This window comes from Microbulbifer thermotolerans, assembly GCF_900112305.1.
Lineage (GTDB): Bacteria > Pseudomonadota > Gammaproteobacteria > Pseudomonadales > Cellvibrionaceae > Microbulbifer > Microbulbifer thermotolerans.
In genome coordinates this window covers 243,384-266,570 of record NZ_FOKT01000002.1, presented here as the reverse complement: position 1 = coordinate 266,570, position 23,187 = coordinate 243,384, and the positions used below count along the sequence as shown (strand labels likewise).

Here is a 23,187-nt window from a genome sequence, read left to right as displayed (position 1 = left end):
AAGCCCGTCTTTATAATGCGCGCGATTTTGGCGGGGCCGCCGTGCGCCGAGAAGTTCTCTCCTCACCCGAGTCCGGGATCAAGCGGTTTAAGCCCCCGCAACGCGGGAATTCTTCAATGCGGCCCGCCGAACGGGCGCCGGCTGATGTTTGGCTGCGATCCGGTCGGCGGGCTGCATTGCATATTTTCAAACTAGAAACTAGGCATAGGCGTATGAGAAAGATCCGTCGGGGATTGGATTTACCCATATCCGGCGCGCCCGAGCAGGTCATCCACGATGGCCCTGCGCTCAAGACCGTCGCTGTGCTCGGCCCCGATTACCACGGGATGAAGCCGACCATGGCGGTGGCCGAGGGGGATAGCGTCAAACTCGGACAGCTGCTGTTTACCGACAAGAAGACCGAAGGTGTGCGCTACACAGCGCCCGCCGCAGGCCGTGTCGTGGCGATCAATCGCGGTGCCCGCCGTGTGTTGCAGTCTGTGGTGATCGAGATCGATGGCGACGAGGCTGAGCAGTTTGCCAGTTACGACGCGGGACAGCTGGCCGAACTCACCCGCGAGCAGGTGGTGCAAAATCTAGTGGAATCCGGCCTCTGGACTGCACTTCGCACCCGCCCCTACAGCAAAGTGCCGGCTCTGGATGCTGAACCCGCCGCTATTTTCATCAACGCCATGGACACCAATCCGCTCGCTGCGGACCCGCAGGTGGTGATTGCCGGGCAGCGCGATGCCTTCCAACAGGGCGTGGAAATTTTGTCCAAGCTGGCGGAAGTCACCTATGTGTGCAGCGCGCCGGATGCCGATTTGCCGTTGCCGAGCGCGAGCAATGTTCGTCACGAAACCTTTGCCGGTCCCCATCCGGCAGGATTGTCCGGTACGCATATCCATTTCTTGAGCCCGGTTCGGGCGGGCCGCAGCGTGTTCACGATCAATTATCAAGACGTGATCGCTGTCGGTAAGTTGTTTACCACTGGGGTGCTTTTTACCGAGCGCGTCGTCGCTTTGGGTGGTCCGCGGGTCAAAAATCCACGGCTGCTGCGGACCCGGCTCGGTGCGAACTTGTCCGAATTGACCGCGGGTGAGTTGGAGGAAGGCGAAAACCGGGTTATTTCCGGTTCGGTATTCGGTGGTAGCACTGCTGTGGGGCCACTGGCTTATCTTGGGCGTTACCACAACCAAGTCAGCGTTTTGGAAGAGGGCCGTGAACGTCCCTTCCTGCACTACTTGCATGCGGGCAGCAACCGCTTCTCCATATTGCCGATTTACTTGTCGCGTCTGTTTAAGAACCGCAAGTTCAACTTCACCACCAGCACAAACGGCTCTGAGCGTGCCCTGATGCCAATCGGCACCTACGAGCGGGTTTTGCCTCTGGATCTGATGCCGACTCAGCTGTTGAGAGCGTTGATTGTCGGTGATACCCAGACCGCCCAGCAGCTGGGTGCGTTAGAGCTGGACGAAGAAGACTTGGCGCTGTGCACCTTCGTGTGCCCCGGCAAATACGAATTCGGCCCAATCCTGCGGGACAACCTGACCCGTATTGAGAAGGAGGGGTAAGGATGTTGCGCAAATTCCTCGACTCTATTGAGCCGCACTTTCACAAGGGCGGTAAATACGAGAAGCTTTATGCTCTCTACGAGGCGGTTGACACCGCGCTGTTTCAGCCGGCGGCGACCACCAAGACCACCGCTCACGTGCGTGATGGTATTGACCTGAAACGCATCATGATCACAGTGTGGGCCTGTGCATTGATTCCGATGTTCTACGGTATGTGGAATGTCGGCTTCCAGGCCAACACCATCATCGAGGGGATGAGCAACCCCGAGCTGTCAGGCTGGCGTCACGCCATTATCGGCGCCCTGGGCGGTTATGATCCCAACAGTACTTGGGACAACTTCTTGCACGGAGCCGTATACTTCCTGCCCATCTATTTCGTCACCTTCGTGGTAGGTGGATTCTGGGAAGTGCTTTTTGCGGCAGTACGCGGACACGAGGTCAACGAAGGGTTCTTCGTGACCTCCATTTTGTTCGCGCTGACCTGCCCGCCGGATCTGCCCCTGTGGCTGGTGGCTATGGGCATCAGCTTCGGTGTGGTGATCGGTAAAGAGGTTTTCGGCGGTACCGGCAAGAACTTCCTCAACCCGGCACTTACCGGCCGCGCTTTCCTATTCTTCGCTTATCCGGCCGCCATGTCCGGTGATGCAGTGTGGACCGCGGTGGACGGTTATACCGGCGCGACTGCCCTGTCCGTACTGGCAAGCGAAGGTCTTCAGGGCGGGGCCGTAGGTGTACCTACCGGTCAGCTGACCTGGATGGATGCCTTCCTCGGCAATATGCACGGTTCCATCGGCGAGACCTCCACGCTCGCGATCCTGATCGCTGGCGCTATCCTGCTGCTGATGAAGATTGCCAGCTGGCGCATTGTCGCCGGTACCATGCTGGGCATGATGGCCACTGCCTTCCTGTTCAACACAATCGGATCTGAAACCAACCCGATGTTCAATGTGCCCTGGTACTGGCACTTGGTGGTGGGTGGTTTCGCCTTCGGCCTGATCTTCATGACCACGGACCCGGTTTCCGCCGCCATGACCAATACCGGTCGCTGGTGGTACGGCATCTTGATCGGGGTAATGTGTGTGTTGATTCGCGTGGTGAACCCGGCCTTCCCGGAAGGCATGATGCTGGCGATCTTGTTCGCCAACCTGTTCGCACCGTTGTTCGACCACTTCGTGGTGCAGTCCCATATCAAACGGAGGTTGGCACGTGGCTAATAAAGATTCCGTCAAGGGCACGCTGCTGGTTGCCCTGGCACTCTGTATTGTCTGCTCCGTTGTGGTGTCCACCGCAGCGGTGATGCTGAAGCCGGCGCAACAGGCTAATGCCGCGCTGGATATGAAGCGCAACGTGCTGATGGCTGGCGGCCTGATCAAGGATCCCCGCACAAGTGCCTCGGAGGTTGAAAAACTCTTCGAGAGTGTGGCCATCAAGTATGTAGACCTGAAAACCGGAAAATTCACCGATGAAGCCCCCGCTGGAGGCAGTGGACGCGCTGCGGCCAAGGTGCCGTCGGCCAGTGAAAAGCTGTCTCCAGAGAAAGACAAAGCCAAGTTGATTCGCCGGGAAAACATCAAAGAGGTGTACCTGGTGGAGCAGGGCGGTGAGCTGCAAAAGATCATTCTGCCGGTGCGTGGCTATGGTCTCTGGGGCACGCTCTACGGCTTCCTGGCACTGGAAAGCGATCTCAATACAGTTGCCGGCCTGGGCTTTTATGAGCACAAAGAAACGCCCGGACTCGGTGGTGAGGTCGACAATCCCATCTGGAAAGCCAAATGGCTGGGTAAAAAGATCTACGATGCCAACGGCAATGTCGCGATTGACTTAGTCAAAGGCGGCGTCGACTTGAACAGCCCCAATGCGGAATTTCAGGTGGATGCACTTTCTGGTGCAACTTTGACCAGTAATGGCGTGGATAATCTTCTGCACTTCTGGTTGGGCAGTGAGGGCTTTGGCCCCTTCCTGAAAAACTTGAAAGCAGGGGAGGCGTAAGCGATGAAACTGAAAGAGACTCTGTTCGATCCGATTTTCAATAACAACCCCATCGCGCTACAGATCCTCGGCATCTGTTCCGCGCTGGCGGTGACCAGTTCACTGAAAGTGACACTGGTAATGTGTGTGGCGCTGACCCTGGTAACCGCCTTTTCGAACTTTGCGGTATCCACCGTGCGCAACCAGATTCCGAACAGCATCCGCATTATCGTGCAGATGACTCTGATCGCCTCTCTGGTAATTGTGGTTGACCAGATCATCAAGGCTGTTGCGTACGACATTTCCAAGCAGCTGTCAGTGTTCGTTGGCCTGATCATTACCAACTGTATTGTGATGGGGCGGGCGGAAGCCTTTGCTATGAAGAACCCGCCGGTGGCGAGTTTTCTGGACGGCATCGGTAACGGCCTCGGTTACAGCGCCATGCTGATTACTCTGGCGACCATCCGCGAGCTTTTCGGAGCAGGCAAACTGTTCGGCTTTGAAATTCTGCCAACGGTCAGCAATGGCGGCTGGTATCAGCCCAACGGTTTGTTGCTGCTGCCGCCCAGCGCATTCTTCCTGATCGGTTTGATTATTTGGGGGCTGCGCACCTGGAAGCCGGGTCAGGTGGAACAGGATGAGTTCAAAATTGCGCCCAACACTAAACCTCTACCGGCACAAGCGCAGGAGGCCTGATCGTGGAGCATTTTATTTCATTGATTATCCGCGCCGTTTTTGTGGAAAACATGGCGCTGGCCTTCTTCCTCGGTATGTGTACCTTCCTGGCCGTATCGAAGAAAATTGAAGCGGCCATTGGCTTGGGTGTGGCGGTTATCGTTGTTCTGACCCTGACGGTACCGGTCAACAACCTGATCTATACCTATCTGTTGAAAGACGGTGCTCTGGCTTGGGCCGGTTATCCAGACGTGGACTTGAGCTTCCTCGGCCTGCTGTCTTATATCGGCGTTATCGCCGCTTTGGTACAGATCCTGGAGATGTTCCTGGATAAATATGTCCCCGCTCTCTACAACGCGCTGGGTGTATTTCTGCCGTTGATCACTGTGAACTGCGCCATTATGGGGGCCTCTCTGTTCATGGTGGAGCGTGAATACAATTTCGGTGAAAGTGTGGCCTATGGCTTCGGTGCCGGTCTCGGCTGGGCCTTGGCAATTACCGCTCTAGCCGGAATTCGCGAGCGCCTGAAGTACAGTGATGTGCCCGATGGTCTGAAAGGCCTGGGTATCACGTTTATCACCGTAGGTCTGATGTCTCTGGGCTTCATGTCTTTCGGCGGCATCGACATCTAAGCGGGGGAGCACGATAGCATGAATATTGAAATTATCCTCGGCGTAGTCATGTTTACCCTGATCGTGCTGGCGCTGGTGGCGGTTATTCTCGTCGCCCGCTCACGCTTGGTAAACACTGGCAACGTCAACATTCTGATCAATGGGGAAAAGACCCTCACGGTGCCCGCTGGCGGCAAGCTGCTGCAGACACTGGCGGCGAACAATCTCTTCCTGGCCTCCGCCTGTGGTGGGGGCGGCAGCTGCGCCCAGTGTGTGTGTATCGTGAAATCCGGCGGTGGCGATATGCTGCCCACTGAGGCTGCGCATTTCACGCCGCGCGATGCCAAAGAGGGTAAGCGCCTCTCTTGCCAGGTCGCCGTGAAGCAGGATATGGAGATCGAGGTTCCGGAGGAGGTCTTCGGGGTGAAACAGTGGGAGTGCACTGTGGAAAGCAACCCCAACGTGGCCACCTTTATTAAAGAGCTGACCCTGCGTTTGCCGGAAGGTGAAAATGTTGACTTCCGCGCGGGGGGGTATGTACAGCTGGAAGCGCCTCCCCATCACGTGAAGTTCTCCGACTTTGATATTGAGGAGCAGTACCGGGGTGATTGGGAGCACTTTGGCTTCTTCAATCTCGAGTCCAAGGTGGACGAGCCGATAGTACGAGCCTACTCCATGGCCAACTATCCGGAAGAGAAGGGTATTGTGAAATTCAATATCCGTATCGCAACTCCGCCTCCGCGTACTCAGGGAATCCCCCCGGGCAAGATGTCCTCCTACGTCTTCAGCCTGAAGCCGGGTGACAAAATCAAAGTGTACGGTCCATTTGGTGAGTTTTTCGCCAAGGATACCGACAACGAGATGGTGTTTATCGGTGGTGGCGCGGGTATGGCCCCAATGCGTTCTCATATCTTCGATCAGCTCAAGCGCCTGAAAACCACGCGCAAGATCAGCTTCTGGTATGGTGCGCGTTCTTTGCGGGAAATGTTCTATCAGGACGAGTACGACAAGCTGCAGGAAGAGTTCGATAACTTCGAGTGGCATGTGGCTCTCTCAGACCCGCAGCCCGAGGACAACTGGACCGGCTACACTGGCTTTATTCACAATGTGGTTTATGAGAACTACCTCAAAAACCACCCGGCGCCGGAAGACTGCGAGTATTACATGTGCGGACCGCCCATGATGAACGCCGCAGTGATCAATATGCTCAAGGATCTGGGCGTTGAGGATGAAAATATCCTCCTGGATGACTTCGGCGGCTGATCGGAGTGTCCAGATTGCAAACTGCATTGAAAGTGCCGACAACCATAAAAACAGGGTCCGCTATTCGGACCCTGTTTTTGCTTTTTGGAGCGGTCGTAATAACGACATTGGTTTCCGGTTGTACCCCCGCACCGCAGGTTTGGCGGCTGAGCGGCGCCACGATGGGAACCAGCTACCACATAACGTTGGTCGATGTGCCTGCGACATTGGATAAGACTGGGCTGCAGCAGGAGATCGATGCGGAGCTAGTGCGGGTTAACCAGGAAATGTCGACTTATATCGACGATTCCGAGCTGATGCGTTTTAACCGTGGGCCGGTCGGTGAGGCGGTACCGGTCAGTGCTCCCCTCGCGGATGTTGTAGCGCTATCACTCGATATTTACCAGCGCAGTAGCGGCGCGTTTGATATCACTGTCGGCCCGTTGGTGAATCTCTGGGGTTTTGGTCCTCAGCCGGAACCCGACCAAATACCGACTGCTGTGGAGATAGAGACACTACTGGCACAGATAGGGTCGGATGCGCTGACCGTTGAGCGCAATCCCGATCGCATTACACGAAGCCGTCCGGTTGAGATTGACCTGTCCGCTATTGCCAAGGGCCACGGTGTCGATCGTGTTGCGCTGTTGCTGGAAGCCCGGGGCGCTCGCAATTATCTGGTGGAAATAGGTGGTGAGCTGCGTAGCCGGGGCAAGAATCCGCAAGGTCTGGATTGGCGCATCGGTATCGAAAGTCCCGATCCGTCAGGACGCGTAGTGCAGCGGCCAATTGCGATCAGTGGCAAATCCGTTGCCACCAGTGGCGATTACCGCAATTATTACGAGCGCGACGGAGTGCGCTACGCGCACAGTATCGATCCGCGCACTGGTCGTCCGTTACAACACAAATTGGCCTCAGTTACCGTAATCGCAGACAACTGTGCAGAAGCGGATGGCTTGGCGACAGCTCTGAATGTACTCGGTGCCGAGGCGGGGTTAAAGTTGGCCGAGCGGGAAAATCTCGCCGTTTTTATGCTGGTAAAAACTGATAAAGGGTTCGAAGAGCGTTACAGCAGCGCTTTTGCCCCCTACCTGGAGAAGTCTGAATCATGATGGTATTTGTTTTAGCTTTCGTGGCCCTGCTGCTGATTGTTACCGGTATGGCGCTGGGTGCAATTTTTCAGAACAAGCCGCTAAAGGGCTCTTGCGGCGGTTTGAATAGTCTCGGTCTGAAAGATGGCTGTGAGATCTGCGGCGGCAATGACGATGAATGCAAAAAGGAGCAGGAGCGCCAAGCCAAACGGACTGAGCTGGCTTATGATGCGACAGCGGTCGGCCCGGGTGAGAATGTGCGATAAGGTATAGCGGGCGCTGATTGTTCCTGATCCTGGCTATGGAACCTTTGAGGAATTCACTATCTGGTGGTTAAACGTCATCGGGGCCAAATGAAAAGCTCAGGTGATGGGATGGGTATTTCCAATTTGAGGTAACCCTATTGTCTTAGCGCCCCGAAACCAATGGCAACGCTTATTTCAATTCATCAGTGGTTCCCAATTAGTGGTACTTGCGAGCCTGCGGTAGAGAACATTCAAACTGGGTTCCAGTTGCCGTAGCAAGCGACAAAAGTTGACAGAGCAATTGAATGGCAGATCAAAAATACGACTTGGTAGTAATCGGTTCTGGTCCCGCTGGCGAAGCGGCAGCGATGAGCGCCGCCAAGAAAGGCATGCGCGTGGCGGTGATCGAAAAGCGGCCTGCGGCGGGGGGGAACTGTACACATAAAGGCACAATTCCGTCCAAGGCCCTGCGGCACGCGGTTAAGCAGCTAATGCGCTACAACACGCAAAGTGTTTTCCGGGCATTGGGTGAGCCTCGCCGTCTAACCTTTCCGCAGGTCATGCGCACTGTCAATAAAGTCATCAACTATCAGGTGGAAATGCACACCGCTTTTTATGCGCGCAATCGTGTCGAGCTGATTTTTGGCGAAGCCCGTTTCCGCGATGCTGGAACACTGGAAGTGCTGTTGCCCGATGGCGCCACCGAGACGATTGCGGCGGAGAAGTTTGTTATTGCCACGGGCTCGCGTCCCTATCGCCCCGGCGATGTCGATTTCTCTCACCCGCGTATTTACGACAGTGATACCATCCTGGAAATGCAGCATACGCCGCACTCTATTATGATCTATGGCGCTGGCGTGATTGGATGTGAGTATGCCTCCATCTTTGCTGGTCTTGGTGTCAAAGTGGATTTGATCAATACCCGCGGTAGCCTGCTGGAGTTCCTCGATGACGAGATTTCCGACGCGCTCAGCTATCACCTGCGCGACATGGGCGTCACCGTGCGTCACAAGGAAGAGTATGCAAGGGTAGTGCCTAGCGATACGGGCGTGATTATGGAAATGCAATCCGGTAAGCGAATTCATGCCGACGCGCTGCTTTGGAGCAACGGCCGCACCGGTAATACGCGCGGACTGGGCTTGGAAAATATCGGTTTGGAGGCCAATCACCGCGGCCAGTTGGCTGTCGATGAGCACTATTGCACGGAAGTGGAGAATATCTACGCGGTGGGGGATGTGATCGGCTGGCCCAGTCTCGCCAGCGCCTCCTATGACCAAGGTCGCGCTGTGGCGGCCGCGATAGCCGGCCGAGGCCATCGAATCATCGAGGATGCGCCCACGGGTATTTACACACTGCCGGAGATTTCATCGGTCGGAAAAACGGAGTCCGAGCTTACAGATGCCAAGGTGCCTTACGAAGTGGGGCGCGCTCTGTTCAAACACACAGCCCGGGCGCAGATTTCCGGTGAGCGGGTGGGTATGTTGAAGATTCTTTTCCACATTGATACCCACGAGATCCTCGGTATTCACTGCTTCGGCGCAGAGGCGGCGGAGATTGTGCATATCGGACAGGCGATCATGAAGCAACCTGCGCCGAATAATGTAATTGACTATTTTGTTAATACTACATTCAACTACCCGACTATGGCTGAGGCGTACCGCAGTGCCGCCCTGGATGGGCTCAATAGGGTAATGCGCTTGTGAGTGAACCTTCTCCCGGTGAATTCCGCGATTTGGTTAAGGGGTTCTTTGAACAGATCCCCTTTAACCGTCAGATAGGGCTGGAAATGCGCGAACTGGATCTGGAAGCGCTCAGGCTCTCGGCGTCTTTTGAGCTGCGCCCGGAATTGATCGGTAATGTGTGGAAAAATATCCTGCACGGCGGTGTGATCGCCACGGCGCTCGACACCGTTGGTGGTCTTACCGCTATGGTGGCCGCCTACCAGCGCCTGGGGGATATCAGCTGGCGGGAGAAGACCGAGCGCTTGTCGAAGCTGGGCACTGTGGATATGCGGGTGGATTATTTAAAGCCGGGCAGGGGACAACACTTCATTTGCCAGGGCAGCATATTGCGTACGGGTAACAAGCTGGTGGTGGCGCGGATGGAGCTTGTTAACGACGCCGGTGAGCTGATTGCAACCGGTACTGCAACCTATCTTTACTGACCCACATTAACATGTGTGATTCCTTCCGCCCGCCATTGCGCGAAAGTTTTTAGTCTAGTCCTTGGGAAGCCGCGTTTTCTCTCTCCAATTCATCTTCGGCGATGCGAACAAATGCTATGCCATCAAAGGTCGCACGGGTTGCGCGCGAATTTATCTATACCGAGAAATTGTTGAAACACTTGTCGAGGATTTGTGCCAGGCGCTAGCGTCGCATGCAATGTGGGACCGCTTACCCTGGGTGTAGACCATTCAGCTGACGCCCAGGTGGAGGAAATTGTTTGCTGTAGAATGACTGGACGGGGCCGGCGGGCTTGATCCGAGCAGAGAATTGGTAACGCCGGCACGGGAGTGCAGTCCCGCGCCCGCGCAGCAGGGGCAAACAGAAGAGGGCGCGGGTTAACCGCGGTGCTTCTTCACGGTATGCAGCGCCACGTCCCACTCGAAGTACACGTAGAAGTCCGGATATTCCCAGCGGGTGATGGCAGGATCACCCACGGGGCCCTCTATGCTGAGCGGCTCGCCTAGACGGGCGTTGACTTGATCTTTCTTCAGGCCGCGCAGCTGTTCGACGTGCACTTCACTTCCCTGGGCGCCGACGGGCACTTGCAGGCTTTCCGCCCGCGCTCCAAACGACAGGGAGAGGACGGCGGCGCTGATTAGGAGGGGAATGCGGCTGCGGAGTCTGATAACCATGGATTCTTCTCCGGGATTATTCTTGGTTGTCGCCAATTAAAGCAGATATTGTGCCGAAACAATTGGATTTATTCACGTTTTTTGCGTGTGGTACGTCCCCAGCGCGGCTTGCGTCTATTCTGTAGACAAAAGGAATACCCCCAGGTGGTAGGGATGCGGCGTGGACACTTTTTTTCCCCAGCAGGATTGCTGCTTGGCAGTCTCTTTTTTGCCCTTTCCCTGACGCCCTCTCTGATTCCTCGCAGTGACATCGTCCAAGGCGGTATATCCGGCGTTTCTTTGGCCGCAGGCTACGCTGTTGGCGTATTACTCAGCTGGCTGTGGTTCTTTCTCGGCCTGCCGCTGCCGGGACGGCGCGTCAGGCGGTGGTTACTGTTGATCTCAGGCGGGGTCTGCATGTTCGTAGCGCTGGCCTTTCTTTTTCGTGCCAGCCACTGGCAGAATACCGTCCGCGCGCTGATGGGCCTGGAAGCGGTTTCTGGCGAAAGGCCTTTCACTGTGTCATTGGTGGCGCTGGCATTTTTTCTCGCGATTCTGCTCATTGCGAAGTTATTTCGGCGCACCTACATTTTCCTGACGCAAAAGCTGGAAAGACTGATTCCTCGGCGGGTTTCCATTTTGCTGGGGCTGGTTGCCGCCTTTGCGCTGTTTTGGGGGATTATCAACGACTTGCTGTTAAGTGCCGCACTTCGCACGGTGGACTCCATTTACCAGCAGCTGGATGCGGGCATGGAACCGGAGTTGGCCGCGCCACAGGATCCGATGAAGGCCGGTAGCGCCCAGTCTCTGCTGCGCTGGCGGGATATGGGGCATCAGGGGCGGCGCTACTTGGCACTGGGTCCCACCGCGGCAGATATTGCAGCGGTGGCCGGTGAGGGGAAAGAACCGATCCGTGTGTACGTGGGGTTGAACGCGGCGGATACGCCGGCGGAGCGCGCGCAGCTGGCTTTGCAAGAACTCAAGCGGGTGGGGGCTTTTGAGCGCTCTCTACTGCTTCTCATCACACCCACGGGCACGGGTTGGGTGGACCCTGGGGCCATCAATTCGGTGGAGTTTTTACACCGGGGAGATATCGCGAGTGTCGCGGCCCAGTATTCCTATCTGCCGAGTCCGATCGCATTGATGACGGAGAATGCCTACGGCCGGGAGTCTGCGCAGGCGCTGTTTCGTGCGGTCTATGGACATTGGCGCCAGATGCCGGCGGACGCAAGGCCCAGGCTCTATTTGTTCGGCCTCAGCCTGGGGGCCCTCAACTCCGACCGTTCATTCGATTTTTACGACATTATTGATGACCCCTTCGACGGCGCCCTATGGGCCGGCCCGCCGTTTCGCAGCGATACCTGGCGGATGGTGACCGCACACCGCGATCCAGGCTCACCGGCATGGCTGCCGGTGTTCCGCGACGGCGCAGTGGTTCGCTTTGGCAATCATTTCGGCGGCTACGACCAGGGCGGGTTGCCCTGGGGGGCTTTTCGCCTCGCCTATCTGCAGCACGGCAGCGATCCCATCGTTTTCTTTGATCCCGGCGCACTGTACCGCAGGCCCGACTGGATGGAGCAACCGCGGGCGCCGGATGTATCGCCGGACCTGCACTGGTATCCGATTGTGACAATGTTTCAGTTGGCGGCGGACATGCACGCGGGTGCTGCGCCCATGGGCTTCGGACACAGCTATGCGCCGGCGGACTATGTACGCGCGTGGCTGGCACTGACGGAGCCGGACGGGTGGGGCGAAGTGGACCTGCGGCGGTTGCGGGACCGGCTGGCCAAGTTCAATGCGAAATAAATGTGTGGAAATATTTGGATTTCCCGCCACTTTTCCGCTTAAATCACGCCTATGATCAAACCAGTCCCTCTCTTTATTGGCCTGCGTTATGTGGCCGCCCGCCGTCGCCGGCAGTTTATCTCTTTTATCAACGGCTTCTCGTTGCTGGGCATGGCGTTGGGCGTTATGGCCCTGATCGTGGTGACCTCGGTGATGAATGGTTTTGACCGGGAGCTTAAAACCCGCATTCTCAGTGTTGTACCCCATGGCTTTATCGAGAAGGATGGCGGTCTGGAAGAGTGGCGCAGTGTTGCGCAACAGTTGGAACGGCAGGCGCACGTGGAGGCGGCGAGCCCCTTTGTGCGCGGTTTCGCTCTTCTGAGTGCCGGTGGGACCAGCCATGGCGTGGAGTTCCAAGGAGTGGATCCGAAGGCGTTGCGCGGCGTGTCTGAGGTGGGCGAGCACATGATGATGGGCAGCCTGGACGCACTGCAGTCGCGCGGTTACCGCATTGTGCTCGGCCGTATTCTGGCGCGGCAGTTGAACGTGATTCCTGGGGATACCGTGGTGCTCACCCTGCCGGAGGTTGTGGTAACGCCGGCCGGCATTTTCCCCCGCACCAAGCGATTTACCGTGGCCGGAGTTTTCTCCGTGGGCGCCCAGGTGGACCAGAGCATGGCCCTAATGCACTTGGACGATGCGGCACGACTGCTGCGTATGCCGGGTAAAGTGCAGGGGCTGCAGCTGCGTTTCGACGACATGGACAATGCCCTGGGACGTGTATCCGCTTATGCACAGGCACTGGGCGAGGACTTCAAGGGGGAAGACTGGAGCTTGTCTCAGGGCAGCCTCTTTCAGGCGGTGAAGATGGAAAAAACCGTCGTCACTTTGATGCTGATGATTATCGTTGCTGTGGCAGCCTTTAATATCATTTCCGCACTTGTACTGATGGTGGCCGACAAGCGTTCGGACATCGCAGTGTTGCGCACGCTCGGACTTACCTCCAGGCAAATAATGTCAATTTTTGTTGTGCAGGGCAGCGCCATCGGAATAATCGGCGCTTTAGCTGGTGCGTTGCTGGGGATCCTGATCGCGCTGAATCTGACGGACGTAGTCAGCTGGGCGGAAAATCGTCTGGGCGCGAAGATTTTCGACCCAAGAGTATTTTTTGTCAGCTTTTTGCCCTCGGAATTTCGCGCCTCCGATGCCGCTGTGGTACTCACCGCCGCGGTGCTGATGAGCCTTCTGGCAACGCTCTTTCCGGCCTGGCGCGCGGCACAAATAGAGCCGGCGGAAGCTTTGCGGTACGAATAAACAGCCACGGTGGCCAGCAAATGCTCGGGTGCCCAATGAACGCAGGGCGGACGAGAAGGTCAGTGTGAAGATCAACCAAAAAGTGAATTGAATTAATGAACAGCCAAGTGGAAATCCATACCGAGCAGGCTGTGCCCGTCAATACCGGCGGCGCCGACGTCGTACTCGCCTGTCGCGGCTTGCGCAAGAGCTACCGGCAGGGCAACCGTGAGCTGGAGGTATTGCGCGGCGTTGAGTTGGAAGTAAAACGCGGTGAAAAGCTGGCGATAGTGGGTGCTTCTGGTTCGGGCAAATCGACACTGCTGAATTTGCTAGGCGGGCTGGATACCCCCAGTTCTGGCGAGGTGTGGGTCGCGGATCAAAATCTCTCCGAGCTCGACGCAAACCAACGCGGTTGGCTGCGCAACCGCAGTTTGGGCTTTGTCTATCAATTCCACCATTTGCTGGGCGAATTCTCTGCGCTTGAAAATGTCGCTATGCCTCTGTTGATCGGTAAACAGGCGGTGTCCCGTGCGCGTGAAGAAGCGACGGAGATGCTGCGGGCGGTGGGGCTCGGTGAGCGCCTGACCCACAAGCCATCGCAGTTGTCCGGCGGTGAGCGACAGCGGGTGGCCATCGCCAGGGCGCTGGTGACCAGGCCCGCTTGTGTTTTGATGGATGAACCCACCGGCAATCTGGATCGCGCCACTGCGAAAGAGATCCACAAGCTGATGGAGAGGCTGAACGGGGAGATGGGCATTAGCTTTGTCATCGTTACGCACGACCCGGACCTGGCGGCCGCTTTGGACCGCTGTCTGCATCTGATAGACGGCAAACTGGAACACGCCGGGGAAAACCGTGTTTAAGCCTCTGCCCGTTTTTATCGGCCTGCGCTACGCCGGCGCTCAGCGCCGCAATGGAGATACCGGCGGCCTGGTGTCCTTTATTTCCGGTTTGTCGATGGTCGGTCTGATTCTCGGCGTGGCATTGATGATTGTGGTGATGTCGGTGATGAACGGTTTTGACCGGGAATTGCGCGAGCGGATCCTTGGAATTATGCCTCACGCCACTATCTATAATTCCGCTCCGGACATTGACTGGCCAGCGGTACGCGATCAGTTGGCTGCCGACCCCGAGGTAGTAGCTGCCGCAGAGGTGTGGCAGATCAACGCTTTGGCCCGTCAGGGCAGCGCGGTAGCGCCGCTTTTGGTGCAGGGTATTAATCCCGATACGATCGTCCGCGTGTCAAACATTGACCGCTTTGTGACCCCCGCAGCCTTCAATGCGTTGGCGGACTCCGCCGAGCCGGGGATAGTTCTCGGCAAGGGGATTGCAGAGAAACTCGATGTTCGGGTAGGTGAACATTTATCCCTGATTGTGCCGAGCAACGCCGACGGCGAGCAGGAAGCAGGCGGGCGGCATGCCGCGCGTCTGGCTGGGTTTGTGGTGGCGGATATCTTCCACTCCGGAACAGAGCTGGACCAATCACTGGCACTGGTTTCCTGGGATCAGGCCTCGGCTCTGGCGGGCGGTGGTAGTGGTGCCGGGGTGCAGCTGCGTTTTCAGGAGATGCTGGCAGCCAACTGGACATTGCGCCGACTGCTCAAGGATCTGCCGGCGCAGGGCTTCTACGGCACTGACTGGAGTAGCACCCACGGCAACCTCTACCAAGCTATACAGATGTCCCGCAATCTGGTGGGATTGCTGGTTTTACTCATTATTGCCATCGCCGCTTTCAATGTTGTGTCCACCCTGGTCATGGTCGTGATCGATAAGCACGCCGATATCGCCATACTTCGCACTATGGGTGCCAGTACCCGGGAGATTCTGCTGACTTTTGTCAGTCAGGGCGCGTTGGTAGGACTGGTCGGCGCTTTGTTCGGCGGGCTGTTGGGGATCATGGGCGCCTTGACAGTCACTGATTTGGTGGCGGGACTGGAGTCTCTGCTTGGCATCCAATTTCTGAAGTCCGATGTCTATCCGGTGGATTATCTGCCATCCGAATTGCAGTGGGGCGATGTGGCACTGGTGGTGAGCGCGGGCTTTCTACTCAGTCTTTTGGCGACACTCTATCCGGCGCTGCAGGCGAGCCGCGTTCAGCCAGCGGCGGCATTGCGCAATGAACAGTGAGATTTGAAGGGAGAGAAGAGACGGAGAGTTCAATTGGCGGTGGAGCGCCGATTAATTCGCATTTTCCAGCGTTTCACCACATGCCAGCGCCATAGCGCCTGCATCGCAAAGTAAGACACAGTCGCAAAGAAAACGCCCGCCAGTAGTGAGCCAAAAAAGAGCGGTAGCCAGATTTTCCCGATCTCTTCAGTCAGCCATTCCCAGGAAAGCTCTATTTTGAAGTCCAGCGGCGGTGTGCCGAGTATCCAGGCGCCCAGCTTGTAGGTGCTGTAGAAGATTGCCGGCATGGTTACCGGGTTGCTGATCCAAACAAGAATGACTGAAAGCGGCAGGTTACAACGGAACCACAATGCCAGTAGGGCGGCGATGACCATTTGCCCGGGCAACGGCAGGAAACTAGTAAAAACCCCTACTGCAAAGGCCACAGAAACCGAGTGGCGGTTCAGGTGAAAAAGGTTGGGGTCGTGTAGAAGAGTGCCGAGAAACTTCAGGCCGCTGTTAGCGCGAACCTGTTCTGGTGTAGGCAGCCATCGCCTGATAAAACTCTTCGGCATAATTCAATCAATCCGGATACTGGCAGCCTTAATCGCCAATACAAAGTGTCAAACAGCGTGACACACCTTTCCCCCGGGCCTATCTAAGCATAGGGTGCTGCGCGAGGGGGCGTGCCGGCGCGGGCGCTATTATGCCCCCTTCGTTGTTACAAGACTACCACTCGCCCAAAGGTCAGTTATTTCCACTGATTGTCAACACTTTGCAGGTGTTGAACGCTATTGACCTACATTTTTTCCTGGTTTATGGTCTTTCTGGATTAAAGTTGTCGACAATTAAGGGCCGGTTGAGAGAGGTAAGTGTGAAAGGTGCGCAGCTGCGGGTACCGGGGACAAGTCAGAGTCTGGCGGAGCGCCTGTTTGTGACCCTGCGTGGTGAAATTGTCGAAGGGCGCATTGCGGCCGGGAGCAAAATCAGTGAACCGGAACTTGCACGGCGCTTTAATGCCAGCCGCGGCAGCCTGCGCGAGGCGCTGATGCGCCTGGAGTCCCTGGGGCTGCTCGAGCGTCGCGTGCACGTGGGGGCACGGGTGGTGGAACTGAGCGAGCGGGGCCTGTTGGAACTGTATGAGGTGCGGGAGGCGCTGGAGGGCATGGCCTGCCGCCTGGCGGCGGCGCATCGCAGTGACGAGGACTTGGCGGAATTGCAGCAAATGCTGGACCGCCACGAGCAGCAGGAAGAGTTGCAGGCAGGCAAGGCTTACTTCCAGCCGGAGGGCGATTTCGATTTCCACTTTCGCATTGTGCAGGCCTCCAAGAATCAACTGCTGATCGATACTTTGTGCAACCGGCTCTACCACCGTGTACGCATGTACCGCTATCAATTGGGAATGCCCAGCCCCCGGGCCAAGCGGGCTTTCCGTGAACACAGCCATATTATCGAAGCCATCGAGGCGGGAGATGGTGAGCTGGCCGAGCTTCTGATGCGCCGGCACATCCGCGCTTCCCGGCACAATATCGAACAGAAACTGACACAAGATAACTGAGGTAGACCCATGAAGCAGAAACTTAGCCCCGGCGCTCGTTTTCGCCGCGCACTGGAAGAAAACAAGCCGCTGCAGGTAGTGGGCACCATCAATGCCTACGCGGCCATCATGGCGGAGCGCATTGGCCACAAGGCGATTTACCTGTCCGGCGGCGGTGTTGCCAATGCGTCATACGGCTTGCCGGACCTGGGAATGACCAGTCTCGACAATGTGCTCGAGGATGTGCGGCGTATCACTGCGGCCAGTAGCCTGCCACTGCTGGTGGATATAGATACTGGCTGGGGCGGCGCTTTCAATATCGCCCGCACCATCAAGGAGATGATCCGCGCCGGGGCCGCAGCTGTGCATATCGAAGACCAGGTGGCTCAGAAACGCTGCGGTCACCGCCCCAATAAAGAAATTGTTTCCAAGGAAGAAATGGTCGACCGTATCAAGGCGGCAGTGGATGCACGTTCGGATGATGACTTTTTTATCATGGCCCGCACCGATGCTTTCGCACAGGAGGGGCTTGAGGCTGCAATCGACCGTGCACAAGCCTGCATTGAAGCGGGTGCCGATGGCATCTTTGCCGAAGCGGTTACCGAGCTGTCGCACTACCGTGCTTTTAAGGATGCCCTAAATGTGCCCATCCTCGCGAATATCACCGAGTTCGGTAAAACAAAGTTGTACAACGCCAAAGAACTGGGGGAATCAGGGGCGGACATTGTTCTGTATCCACTGTCCGCATTTCGCGCTATGAGCCGGGCCGCGGAAAATGTCTATACCAGTATTTTGCAAAACGGCGACCAACAGGCCGTGGTTGAGACTATGCAGACTCGCGAAGAATTGTATAGCTATCTCAATTACCACGACTTCGAGCAGAAGCTGGACGAGCTGTTTAAGAAGTAAATACTGCGATGAGTGCAGGTATACAGAGACTGCTTGTTCCCGCATCAGCCAATTGGGCAATGCCTAACAGAACCTTACATAAAATCGACAAGGGGAAATGAAGATGGCAGAGAAAAAAATTGGAGGCGCAGGCCTGCGTGGCCAGGTCGCCGGTAAAACCGCGCTGTCCACCGTGGGGGTTTCCGGCTCCGGATTGACTTACCGAGGCTACGACGTTAAGGATCTGGCGGAAAATTGCGAATTCGAAGAGGTGGCCTACCTGATTTTTTACGGTGAGCTGCCTACCAAGGCGCAGTTGGCAGACTATAAAGGCGTGCTCAAAGGCATGCGCGGGCTGCCGCAGGCGCTGAAAGAAGTGCTCGAACGCATTCCCGCAGATGCTCACCCGATGGACGTGATGCGCACCGGCTGCTCCATGTTGGGTAACCTGGAAGGCGAAGCGTCTTTTGATCAGCAGCAGGAAAAAGCCAATCGCCTGCTGGCTGCCTTCCCGTCGATTATTTGCTACTGGTACCGCTTTACCCACGATGGGGTGCGTATTGAAACCGAGACGGATGACGATTCCATCGGCGGTCATTTTCTGCATATGTTGCGGGGCGAGAAGCCCAATGCGCTGCACGAGCAGGTAATGAATGTTTCCCTGATTCTCTACGCGGAGCACGAGTTTAACGCCTCCACTTTCACCGCGCGCGTCTGTGCATCCACACTTTCCGATCTGTTCAGCTGCATCACCGGTGCCATTGGCTCGCTCCGCGGTCCGCTGCACGGCGGCGCCAACGAGGCGGCGATGGAATTGATCGAGAAGTTCTCCAGCCCCGACGAAGCCGAAGCGGAACTGCTGAAAATGCTGGAGCGCAAGGAAAAAATCATGGGCTTTGGCCACGCGGTTTATACCGAGTCTGATCCGCGCAATGCCATTATTAAACAGTGGTCCGAAAAATTGGCCGCGGACGTTGGGGACCAAGTGCTCTATCCGGTTTCTGTACGTTGCGAGGAAGTCATGTGGCGAGAGAAAAAATTGTTCTGCAACGCCGACTTCTTCCATGCTTCCGCGTATCACTTTATGGGCATTCCGACCAAACTGTTTACACCTATATTTGTCATGTCCCGGGTAACCGGCTGGGCTGCGCACGTCTTTGAGCAGCGCGCCGATAACCGCATTATCCGCCCGAGCGCGGAATATATCGGACCGGAATTGCGCAAGGTCGTACCGATTTCCCAACGCGGTTAAGGATTGCCGCAGGCTGGCGCGCCGCTGGGGCCGGTGCGCTCAGGCATGGACTGGGGTTTGAAAAGTCACGAGTACTGCCTGTACTTTTGCCGGTTACCTCTATGTAGCCGAGGCTCTGGAGCTGCTCATTCCAGGATCAGGGATGGCTGTAGATTTTCGGCAGTGCAAATCGCTAATGCAGTGAGTTGATATGAATACTGATTACCGTAAAAAGCTACCCGGCACGGATCTGGATTACTTCGATACCCGCGCCGCTGTTGACGCTATCGAGCCCGGTGCCTACAGCAAACTGCCTTATACCGCGCGTATTCTGGCGGAAAACTTGGTGCGTCGCTGTGAGCCGGAGATATTGGTCGACTCACTCAAACAGATTATCGAGCGCAAGCGCGAGCGGGACTTTCCCTGGTTCCCGGCCCGCGTCGTCTGCCACGATATACTTGGGCAAACGGCTCTGGTGGATCTCGCCGGCCTGCGCGATGCCATTGCCGAGAAAGGGGGGGACCCTTCCAAAGTGAATCCAGTGGTGCCCACCCAGCTGATTGTCGATCACTCGCTGGCGGTGGAGCATGCGGGTTTTGAGAAAGACGCTTTCAAAAAAAACCGCGCGATTGAAGAGCGGCGCAATGAAGACCGTTTTCACTTTATCAACTGGACCAAGACCGCGTTTGAGAATGTCGATGTCATCCCGCCCGGAAATGGCATCATGCACCAGATCAATCTGGAAAAAATGTCTCCTGTTGTGCAGGTTCGCGATGGGGTGGCTTTTCCGGATTCCTGTGTCGGCACTGACAGCCATACGCCGATGGTGGATGCACTGGGCGTGATTTCCGTCGGTGTCGGCGGCCTCGAAGCGGAGAGTGTTATGCTCGGTCGGGCGTCCTGGATGCGGTTGCCGGATATTGTCGGCGTCGAGTTGACCGGTAAACTGCAGCCCGGTATCACTGGTACCGACCTGGTGCTGGCATTGACGGAATTTCTGCGCCGGGAGCGAGTGGTCGGTGCTTATCTGGAGTTTTTCGGTGAGGGTGCTGCCAATTTGACCTTGGGGGACCGCGCCACCATCTCCAATATGACTCCCGAGTACGGCGCCACTGCGGCCATGTTCTATATCGATGAACAGACCATCGACTACCTGAAACTGACAGGCCGCGACGACGAACAAGTGCAGTTAGTGGAAGTTTTCGCCAAGCAGGCCGGCCTATGGGCCGGTACATTAAAAGAAGCGGAATACGAGCGGGTGCTGCGCTTTGACCTGTCGTCGGTGAGCCGCAACCTGGCCGGCCCATCCAACCCCCACGCCCTCTTGCCGGCATCGCAACTGGCGAGCCGCGGTATTGCTAAAGCGTGGAAGGAGGAAGAGGGCCTGATGCCAGATGGTGCCGTGATCATCGCCGCGATCACTAGCTGCACCAATACCAGCAATCCGCGCAATATGATTGCCGCCGGCTTGCTCGCCCGTAATGCCAACCGCTTGGGGCTGATCCGCAAGCCGTGGGTAAAAACCTCTCTGGCACCGGGTTCCAAAACGGTGAAAATGTACCTCGAAGAGGCCGGTTTGCTGACGGAACTGGAACAGCTGGGCTTTGGTGTGGTGGCCTTTGCCTGCACTACCTGCAATGGGATGAGCGGTGCGCTGGCACCAGAGATCCAGCGGGAAGTGATCGAGCGCGATCTCTATGCAACCGCGGTGTTGTCCGGCAACCGCAACTTCGATGGTCGGATCCACCCCTATGCCAAACAGGCCTTTCTGGCCTCGCCGCCATTGGTGGTGGCTTATGCCATTGCCGGCACCATCCGCTTCGATATTGAAAAAGACACCCTGGGCTACGACCCAGATGGCAAGCCGGTTACGCTCAAGGATATTTGGCCGAGCGACGAGGAGATAGACGAAATCGTCCGCCAGAGCGTCAAGCCGGAACAGTTCCGCCAAGTCTATATTCCCATGTTTGAAGTGAAGGAAGCGTCGGCGACGGCCGCCAGCCCACTCTACGACTGGCGCCCGAAGAGCACCTATATCCGCCGTCCGCCCTACTGGGAAGGAGCCTTGGCCGGCGAACGCACCATGCGTGGCATGCGCCCGCTGGCGGTCCTTGGGGACAATATCACCACCGATCATTTGTCGCCGTCCAACGCCATTCTGCCGGACAGTGCCGCCGGTGAGTATCTGGCCAAAATGGGTCTGCCGGAAGAGGACTTTAACTCCTACGCGACGCACCGCGGAGACCACCTGACTGCCCAGCGTGCCACCTTCGCCAATCCAAAACTGCTGAACGAAATGGTGCGGGATGAAAAGGGCGAGGTCATTCAGGGCTCTCTGGCGCGGATAGAGCCGGACGGTCGGGTAACCCGTATGTGGGAAGCGATTGAGACCTATATGGAGCGCAAGCAGCCGCTGATCATTGTCGCCGGTGCCGACTACGGCCAGGGTTCTTCGCGCGACTGGGCTGCGAAAGGCGTGCGTCTGGCCGGCGTCGAGGTCATCGTCGCCGAGGGGTTTGAGCGCATTCATCGCACCAATCTGATCGGCATGGGCGTGCTGCCGTTGGAATTCCAGCCGGGCACTACCCGCAAGACACTGGGAATTGATGGCACCGAGACCTTTGATGTGATCGGTGAACGCAAACCACGCGCCACTTTGACACTGATCATTCACCGCTCCAATGGGGAAAGTGTCGACGTGCCGGTGACTTGCCGTCTGGATACAGCGGAAGAGGTTTCCATTTACGAAGCCGGCGGTGTATTGCAGCGTTTTGCCAGGGATTTTCTCGAAGCTGAGGCCAAGGGGGCGCAATCGTGAGTTTCGTTCCGCAAATCAAGGTGCCCGCGACCTATATGCGCGGAGGCACCAGTAAAGGGGTTTTCTTCCGCCTGCGGGATCTACCTCAGGCTGCCCAGGTCCCCGGCGAGGCGCGGGACAAGTTCCTGTTGCGGGTCATCGGCAGCCCCGACCCCTACGGCAAGCAGACTGATGGCATGGGTGGCGCCACCTCCAGTACCAGTAAAACAGTCATCCTGTCCGAAAGCACAAAGCCAGATCACGACGTGGATTACCTCTTCGGCCAGGTTTCCATCGATAAGCCCTTTGTGGATTGGTCCGGCAACTGCGGCAATTTAACTGCGGCCGTTGGTGCATTTGCCATCAGTTCCGGGTTGATCGACAGCAACCGGATTCCGGATAACGGTATCTGCACGGTGCGCATCTGGCAGGCCAATATCGGCAAGACCATCGTTGCCCATGTCCCCGTCACCAACGGCGAGGTACAGGAAACCGGCGATTTCGAACTGGATGGGGTCACTTTTCCCGCCGCGGAGATACGCATAGAGTTTATGGATCCTGCGGACGGTGAGGGGGCTTTGTTTCCCAGCGGTAACTTGGTGGACCAACTGGAGGTTCCCGGTGTCGGTACTGTACAGGCGACCATGATCAATGCCGGGATCCCCACTATTTTCCTCAGCGCGGACGAGATCGGGTGTACGGGTACGGAGTTGCAGGAAGCTATCAATGGCGACGACAAGGCGCTGGCTATGTTCGAGACCATTCGCGCCCACGGTGCGGTCAAAATGGGCTTGATCGAAAGGCCGGAAGACGCAGCCATACGTCAGCATACCCCCAAGGTAGCGTTTGTTGCGCCGCCCAGGGATTATGTTGCCTCCAGCGGAAAGCCCGTTGCGTCGAAGGATATCGATCTGTTGGTGCGTGCGCTCTCCATGGGCAAGCTGCACCACGCCATGATGGGCACTGCCGCTGTCGCCATTGGCACTGCGGCCGCTATTCCCGGCACGCTGGTGAATCAGGCTGCTGGGGGAGGGGGGCGCAACTCAGTCACCTTCGGCCACCCCTCTGGAACCCTGAGCGTCGGCGCTGAGGCCGAGATTATCGACGGCAGCTGGCGGGCGACGAAGGTGGTCATGAGCCGCAGCGCGCGGGTACTGATGGAAGGCTGGGTGCGGGTGCCCGGCGATTGCTTCTAAAAACACAATCCCCGCCGGGGGCCCATCCGAGGCTCCCGTTTTTATCTATCCTCTGCCAAGAAATCTCTCATTCGTTTATGCCCGGGTTTTCAAGACGCGGCACCAAGCGGCGTTGAACGCTCGAAGGAAACCA

General features: G+C 57.0%; 21 protein-coding genes. 19 read left to right on the top strand and 2 right to left on the bottom strand.

Annotated features, from left to right (window positions below; all coding sequences use genetic code 11):
* The first annotated feature begins 212 nt into the window (after positions 1–212).
* The 10 genes from BM155_RS03650 (at position 213) to BM155_RS03605 (ending at position 9,546) form a co-directional block, all read left to right on the top strand.
* Positions 213–1,553, top strand: a complete 1,341-nt coding sequence (locus BM155_RS03650; protein ID WP_074901126.1) for a Na(+)-translocating NADH-quinone reductase subunit A — start codon at positions 213–215, stop codon at positions 1,551–1,553.
* Positions 1,554–1,555: 2 nt separating this feature from the next.
* Positions 1,556–2,767 (top strand): NADH:ubiquinone reductase (Na(+)-transporting) subunit B, encoded by a 1,212-nt coding sequence (locus BM155_RS03645; protein ID WP_074901124.1) that lies wholly within the window; start codon positions 1,556–1,558, stop codon positions 2,765–2,767.
* Positions 2,760–3,542: a Na(+)-translocating NADH-quinone reductase subunit C gene (locus BM155_RS03640; protein WP_067153440.1), complete on the top strand. Its 783-nt coding sequence runs from the start codon at positions 2,760–2,762 to the stop codon at positions 3,540–3,542. Before BM155_RS03645 ends, BM155_RS03640 begins: the two co-directional genes overlap by 8 nt.
* Positions 3,543–3,545: 3 nt before the next feature.
* The gene (locus BM155_RS03635; RefSeq protein WP_067153439.1) at positions 3,546–4,217 is read left to right on the top strand and encodes an NADH:ubiquinone reductase (Na(+)-transporting) subunit D; all 672 of its coding nucleotides are present in this window, start codon (positions 3,546–3,548) and stop codon (positions 4,215–4,217) included.
* 2 nt (positions 4,218–4,219) lie between these two features.
* Positions 4,220–4,828 (top strand): NADH:ubiquinone reductase (Na(+)-transporting) subunit E, encoded by a 609-nt coding sequence (gene nqrE / locus BM155_RS03630; protein ID WP_067153436.1) that lies wholly within the window; start codon positions 4,220–4,222, stop codon positions 4,826–4,828.
* Between the two features lie 18 nt (positions 4,829–4,846).
* Positions 4,847–6,070, top strand: coding sequence for an NADH:ubiquinone reductase (Na(+)-transporting) subunit F (nqrF, locus tag BM155_RS03625; RefSeq protein WP_067153434.1), 1,224 nt, complete (start codon positions 4,847–4,849; stop codon positions 6,068–6,070).
* Between the two features lie 161 nt (positions 6,071–6,231).
* Positions 6,232–7,158, top strand: a complete 927-nt coding sequence (locus BM155_RS03620; RefSeq protein WP_083421069.1) for an FAD:protein FMN transferase — start codon at positions 6,232–6,234, stop codon at positions 7,156–7,158.
* Positions 7,155–7,403 carry a (Na+)-NQR maturation NqrM gene (nqrM, locus tag BM155_RS03615; RefSeq protein ID WP_067153433.1) on the top strand — a complete coding sequence of 83 codons (249 nt, stop codon included), beginning with the start codon at positions 7,155–7,157 and terminating at the stop codon, positions 7,401–7,403. The genes BM155_RS03620 and nqrM overlap by 4 nt, the downstream gene beginning before the upstream one ends.
* 284 nt (positions 7,404–7,687) lie before the next feature.
* Entirely contained in the window at positions 7,688–9,085 is a 1,398-nt protein-coding gene (sthA, locus tag BM155_RS03610) for a Si-specific NAD(P)(+) transhydrogenase (protein WP_067153431.1), read from the top strand.
* Entirely contained in the window at positions 9,082–9,546 is a 465-nt protein-coding gene (locus BM155_RS03605; RefSeq protein ID WP_067153429.1) for a thioesterase family protein, read from the top strand. Before sthA ends, BM155_RS03605 begins: the two co-directional genes overlap by 4 nt.
* A 396-nt stretch (positions 9,547–9,942) precedes the next feature.
* On the opposite strand, the gene BM155_RS03600 is transcribed toward BM155_RS03605, so the two are convergent.
* Positions 9,943–10,239, bottom strand: a complete 297-nt coding sequence (locus BM155_RS03600; protein ID WP_067153427.1) for a hypothetical protein — start codon at positions 10,237–10,239, stop codon at positions 9,943–9,945.
* Between the two features lie 153 nt (positions 10,240–10,392).
* On the opposite strand from BM155_RS03600, the gene BM155_RS03595 reads away from it, so the two are divergent.
* The 4 genes from BM155_RS03595 to BM155_RS03580 all read left to right on the top strand — a co-directional run bounded on the left by BM155_RS03595 (position 10,393) and on the right by BM155_RS03580 (position 15,426).
* Complete coding sequence (locus BM155_RS03595; protein ID WP_074901122.1) at positions 10,393–12,024, top strand: alpha/beta hydrolase; 1,632 nt, start codon at positions 10,393–10,395, stop codon at positions 12,022–12,024.
* A gap of 51 nt (positions 12,025–12,075) precedes the next feature.
* On the top strand, positions 12,076–13,317 hold the full coding sequence (locus tag BM155_RS03590; protein ID WP_074901121.1) for a lipoprotein-releasing ABC transporter permease subunit: 1,242 nt from the start codon (positions 12,076–12,078) through the stop codon (positions 13,315–13,317).
* 95 nt (positions 13,318–13,412) lie between these two features.
* On the top strand, positions 13,413–14,162 hold the full coding sequence (gene lolD / locus BM155_RS03585; protein WP_067153421.1) for a lipoprotein-releasing ABC transporter ATP-binding protein LolD: 750 nt from the start codon (positions 13,413–13,415) through the stop codon (positions 14,160–14,162).
* A complete protein-coding gene (locus BM155_RS03580; protein ID WP_074901119.1) occupies positions 14,155–15,426 on the top strand; it encodes a lipoprotein-releasing ABC transporter permease subunit in 1,272 nt (423 codons plus the stop codon). The genes lolD and BM155_RS03580 overlap by 8 nt, the downstream gene beginning before the upstream one ends.
* A gap of 29 nt (positions 15,427–15,455) precedes the next feature.
* Here the strand turns inward: BM155_RS03580 and BM155_RS03575 are convergent, their stop codons facing one another.
* A complete protein-coding gene (locus BM155_RS03575; RefSeq protein WP_067153417.1) occupies positions 15,456–15,980 on the bottom strand; it encodes a DUF2062 domain-containing protein in 525 nt (174 codons plus the stop codon).
* Between the two features lie 299 nt (positions 15,981–16,279).
* Between BM155_RS03575 and BM155_RS03570 the strand changes: the two genes are divergently transcribed.
* The 5 genes from BM155_RS03570 to prpF all read left to right on the top strand — a co-directional run bounded on the left by BM155_RS03570 (position 16,280) and on the right by prpF (position 23,054).
* On the top strand, positions 16,280–16,963 hold the full coding sequence (locus BM155_RS03570; RefSeq protein WP_175487748.1) for a GntR family transcriptional regulator: 684 nt from the start codon (positions 16,280–16,282) through the stop codon (positions 16,961–16,963).
* A gap of 9 nt (positions 16,964–16,972) precedes the next feature.
* Entirely contained in the window at positions 16,973–17,851 is an 879-nt protein-coding gene (gene prpB / locus BM155_RS03565; RefSeq protein ID WP_067153415.1) for a methylisocitrate lyase, read from the top strand.
* A 103-nt stretch (positions 17,852–17,954) separates the two neighbouring features.
* A complete protein-coding gene (gene prpC / locus BM155_RS03560) occupies positions 17,955–19,082 on the top strand; it encodes a bifunctional 2-methylcitrate synthase/citrate synthase (protein ID WP_067157721.1) in 1,128 nt (375 codons plus the stop codon).
* 190 nt (positions 19,083–19,272) lie between these two features.
* Positions 19,273–21,879 (top strand): Fe/S-dependent 2-methylisocitrate dehydratase AcnD, encoded by a 2,607-nt coding sequence (gene acnD / locus BM155_RS03555; protein WP_067153413.1) that lies wholly within the window; start codon positions 19,273–19,275, stop codon positions 21,877–21,879.
* Positions 21,876–23,054, top strand: coding sequence for a 2-methylaconitate cis-trans isomerase PrpF (gene prpF, locus BM155_RS03550; RefSeq protein WP_074901117.1), 1,179 nt, complete (start codon positions 21,876–21,878; stop codon positions 23,052–23,054). Before acnD ends, prpF begins: the two co-directional genes overlap by 4 nt.
* Positions 23,055–23,187: the final 133 nt, after the last annotated feature.

Bases quoted from the DNA above. Each gene is read 5' to 3' on its own strand.
- BM155_RS03650 (WP_074901126.1), top strand. From the start codon at position 213: ATGAGAAAGATCCGTCGGGGATTGGATTTACCCATATCCGGCGCGCCC.
- BM155_RS03645 (WP_074901124.1), top strand. From the start codon at position 1,556: ATGTTGCGCAAATTCCTCGACTCTATTGAGCCGCACTTTCACAAGGGC.
- BM155_RS03635 (WP_067153439.1), top strand. From the start codon at position 3,546: ATGAAACTGAAAGAGACTCTGTTCGATCCGATTTTCAATAACAACCCC.
- nqrF (WP_067153434.1), top strand. From the start codon at position 4,847: ATGAATATTGAAATTATCCTCGGCGTAGTCATGTTTACCCTGATCGTG.
- BM155_RS03620 (WP_083421069.1), top strand. From the start codon at position 6,232: ATGGGAACCAGCTACCACATAACGTTGGTCGATGTGCCTGCGACATTG.
- nqrM (WP_067153433.1), top strand. From the start codon at position 7,155: ATGATGGTATTTGTTTTAGCTTTCGTGGCCCTGCTGCTGATTGTTACC.
- sthA (WP_067153431.1), top strand. From the start codon at position 7,688: ATGGCAGATCAAAAATACGACTTGGTAGTAATCGGTTCTGGTCCCGCT.
- BM155_RS03600 (WP_067153427.1), bottom strand. From the start codon at position 10,239: ATGGTTATCAGACTCCGCAGCCGCATTCCCCTCCTAATCAGCGCCGCC.
- BM155_RS03595 (WP_074901122.1), top strand. From the start codon at position 10,393: ATGCGGCGTGGACACTTTTTTTCCCCAGCAGGATTGCTGCTTGGCAGT.
- BM155_RS03590 (WP_074901121.1), top strand. From the start codon at position 12,076: ATGATCAAACCAGTCCCTCTCTTTATTGGCCTGCGTTATGTGGCCGCC.
- lolD (WP_067153421.1), top strand. From the start codon at position 13,413: ATGAACAGCCAAGTGGAAATCCATACCGAGCAGGCTGTGCCCGTCAAT.
- BM155_RS03575 (WP_067153417.1), bottom strand. From the start codon at position 15,980: ATGCCGAAGAGTTTTATCAGGCGATGGCTGCCTACACCAGAACAGGTT.
- prpB (WP_067153415.1), top strand. From the start codon at position 16,973: ATGAAGCAGAAACTTAGCCCCGGCGCTCGTTTTCGCCGCGCACTGGAA.
- prpC (WP_067157721.1), top strand. From the start codon at position 17,955: ATGGCAGAGAAAAAAATTGGAGGCGCAGGCCTGCGTGGCCAGGTCGCC.
- acnD (WP_067153413.1), top strand. From the start codon at position 19,273: ATGAATACTGATTACCGTAAAAAGCTACCCGGCACGGATCTGGATTAC.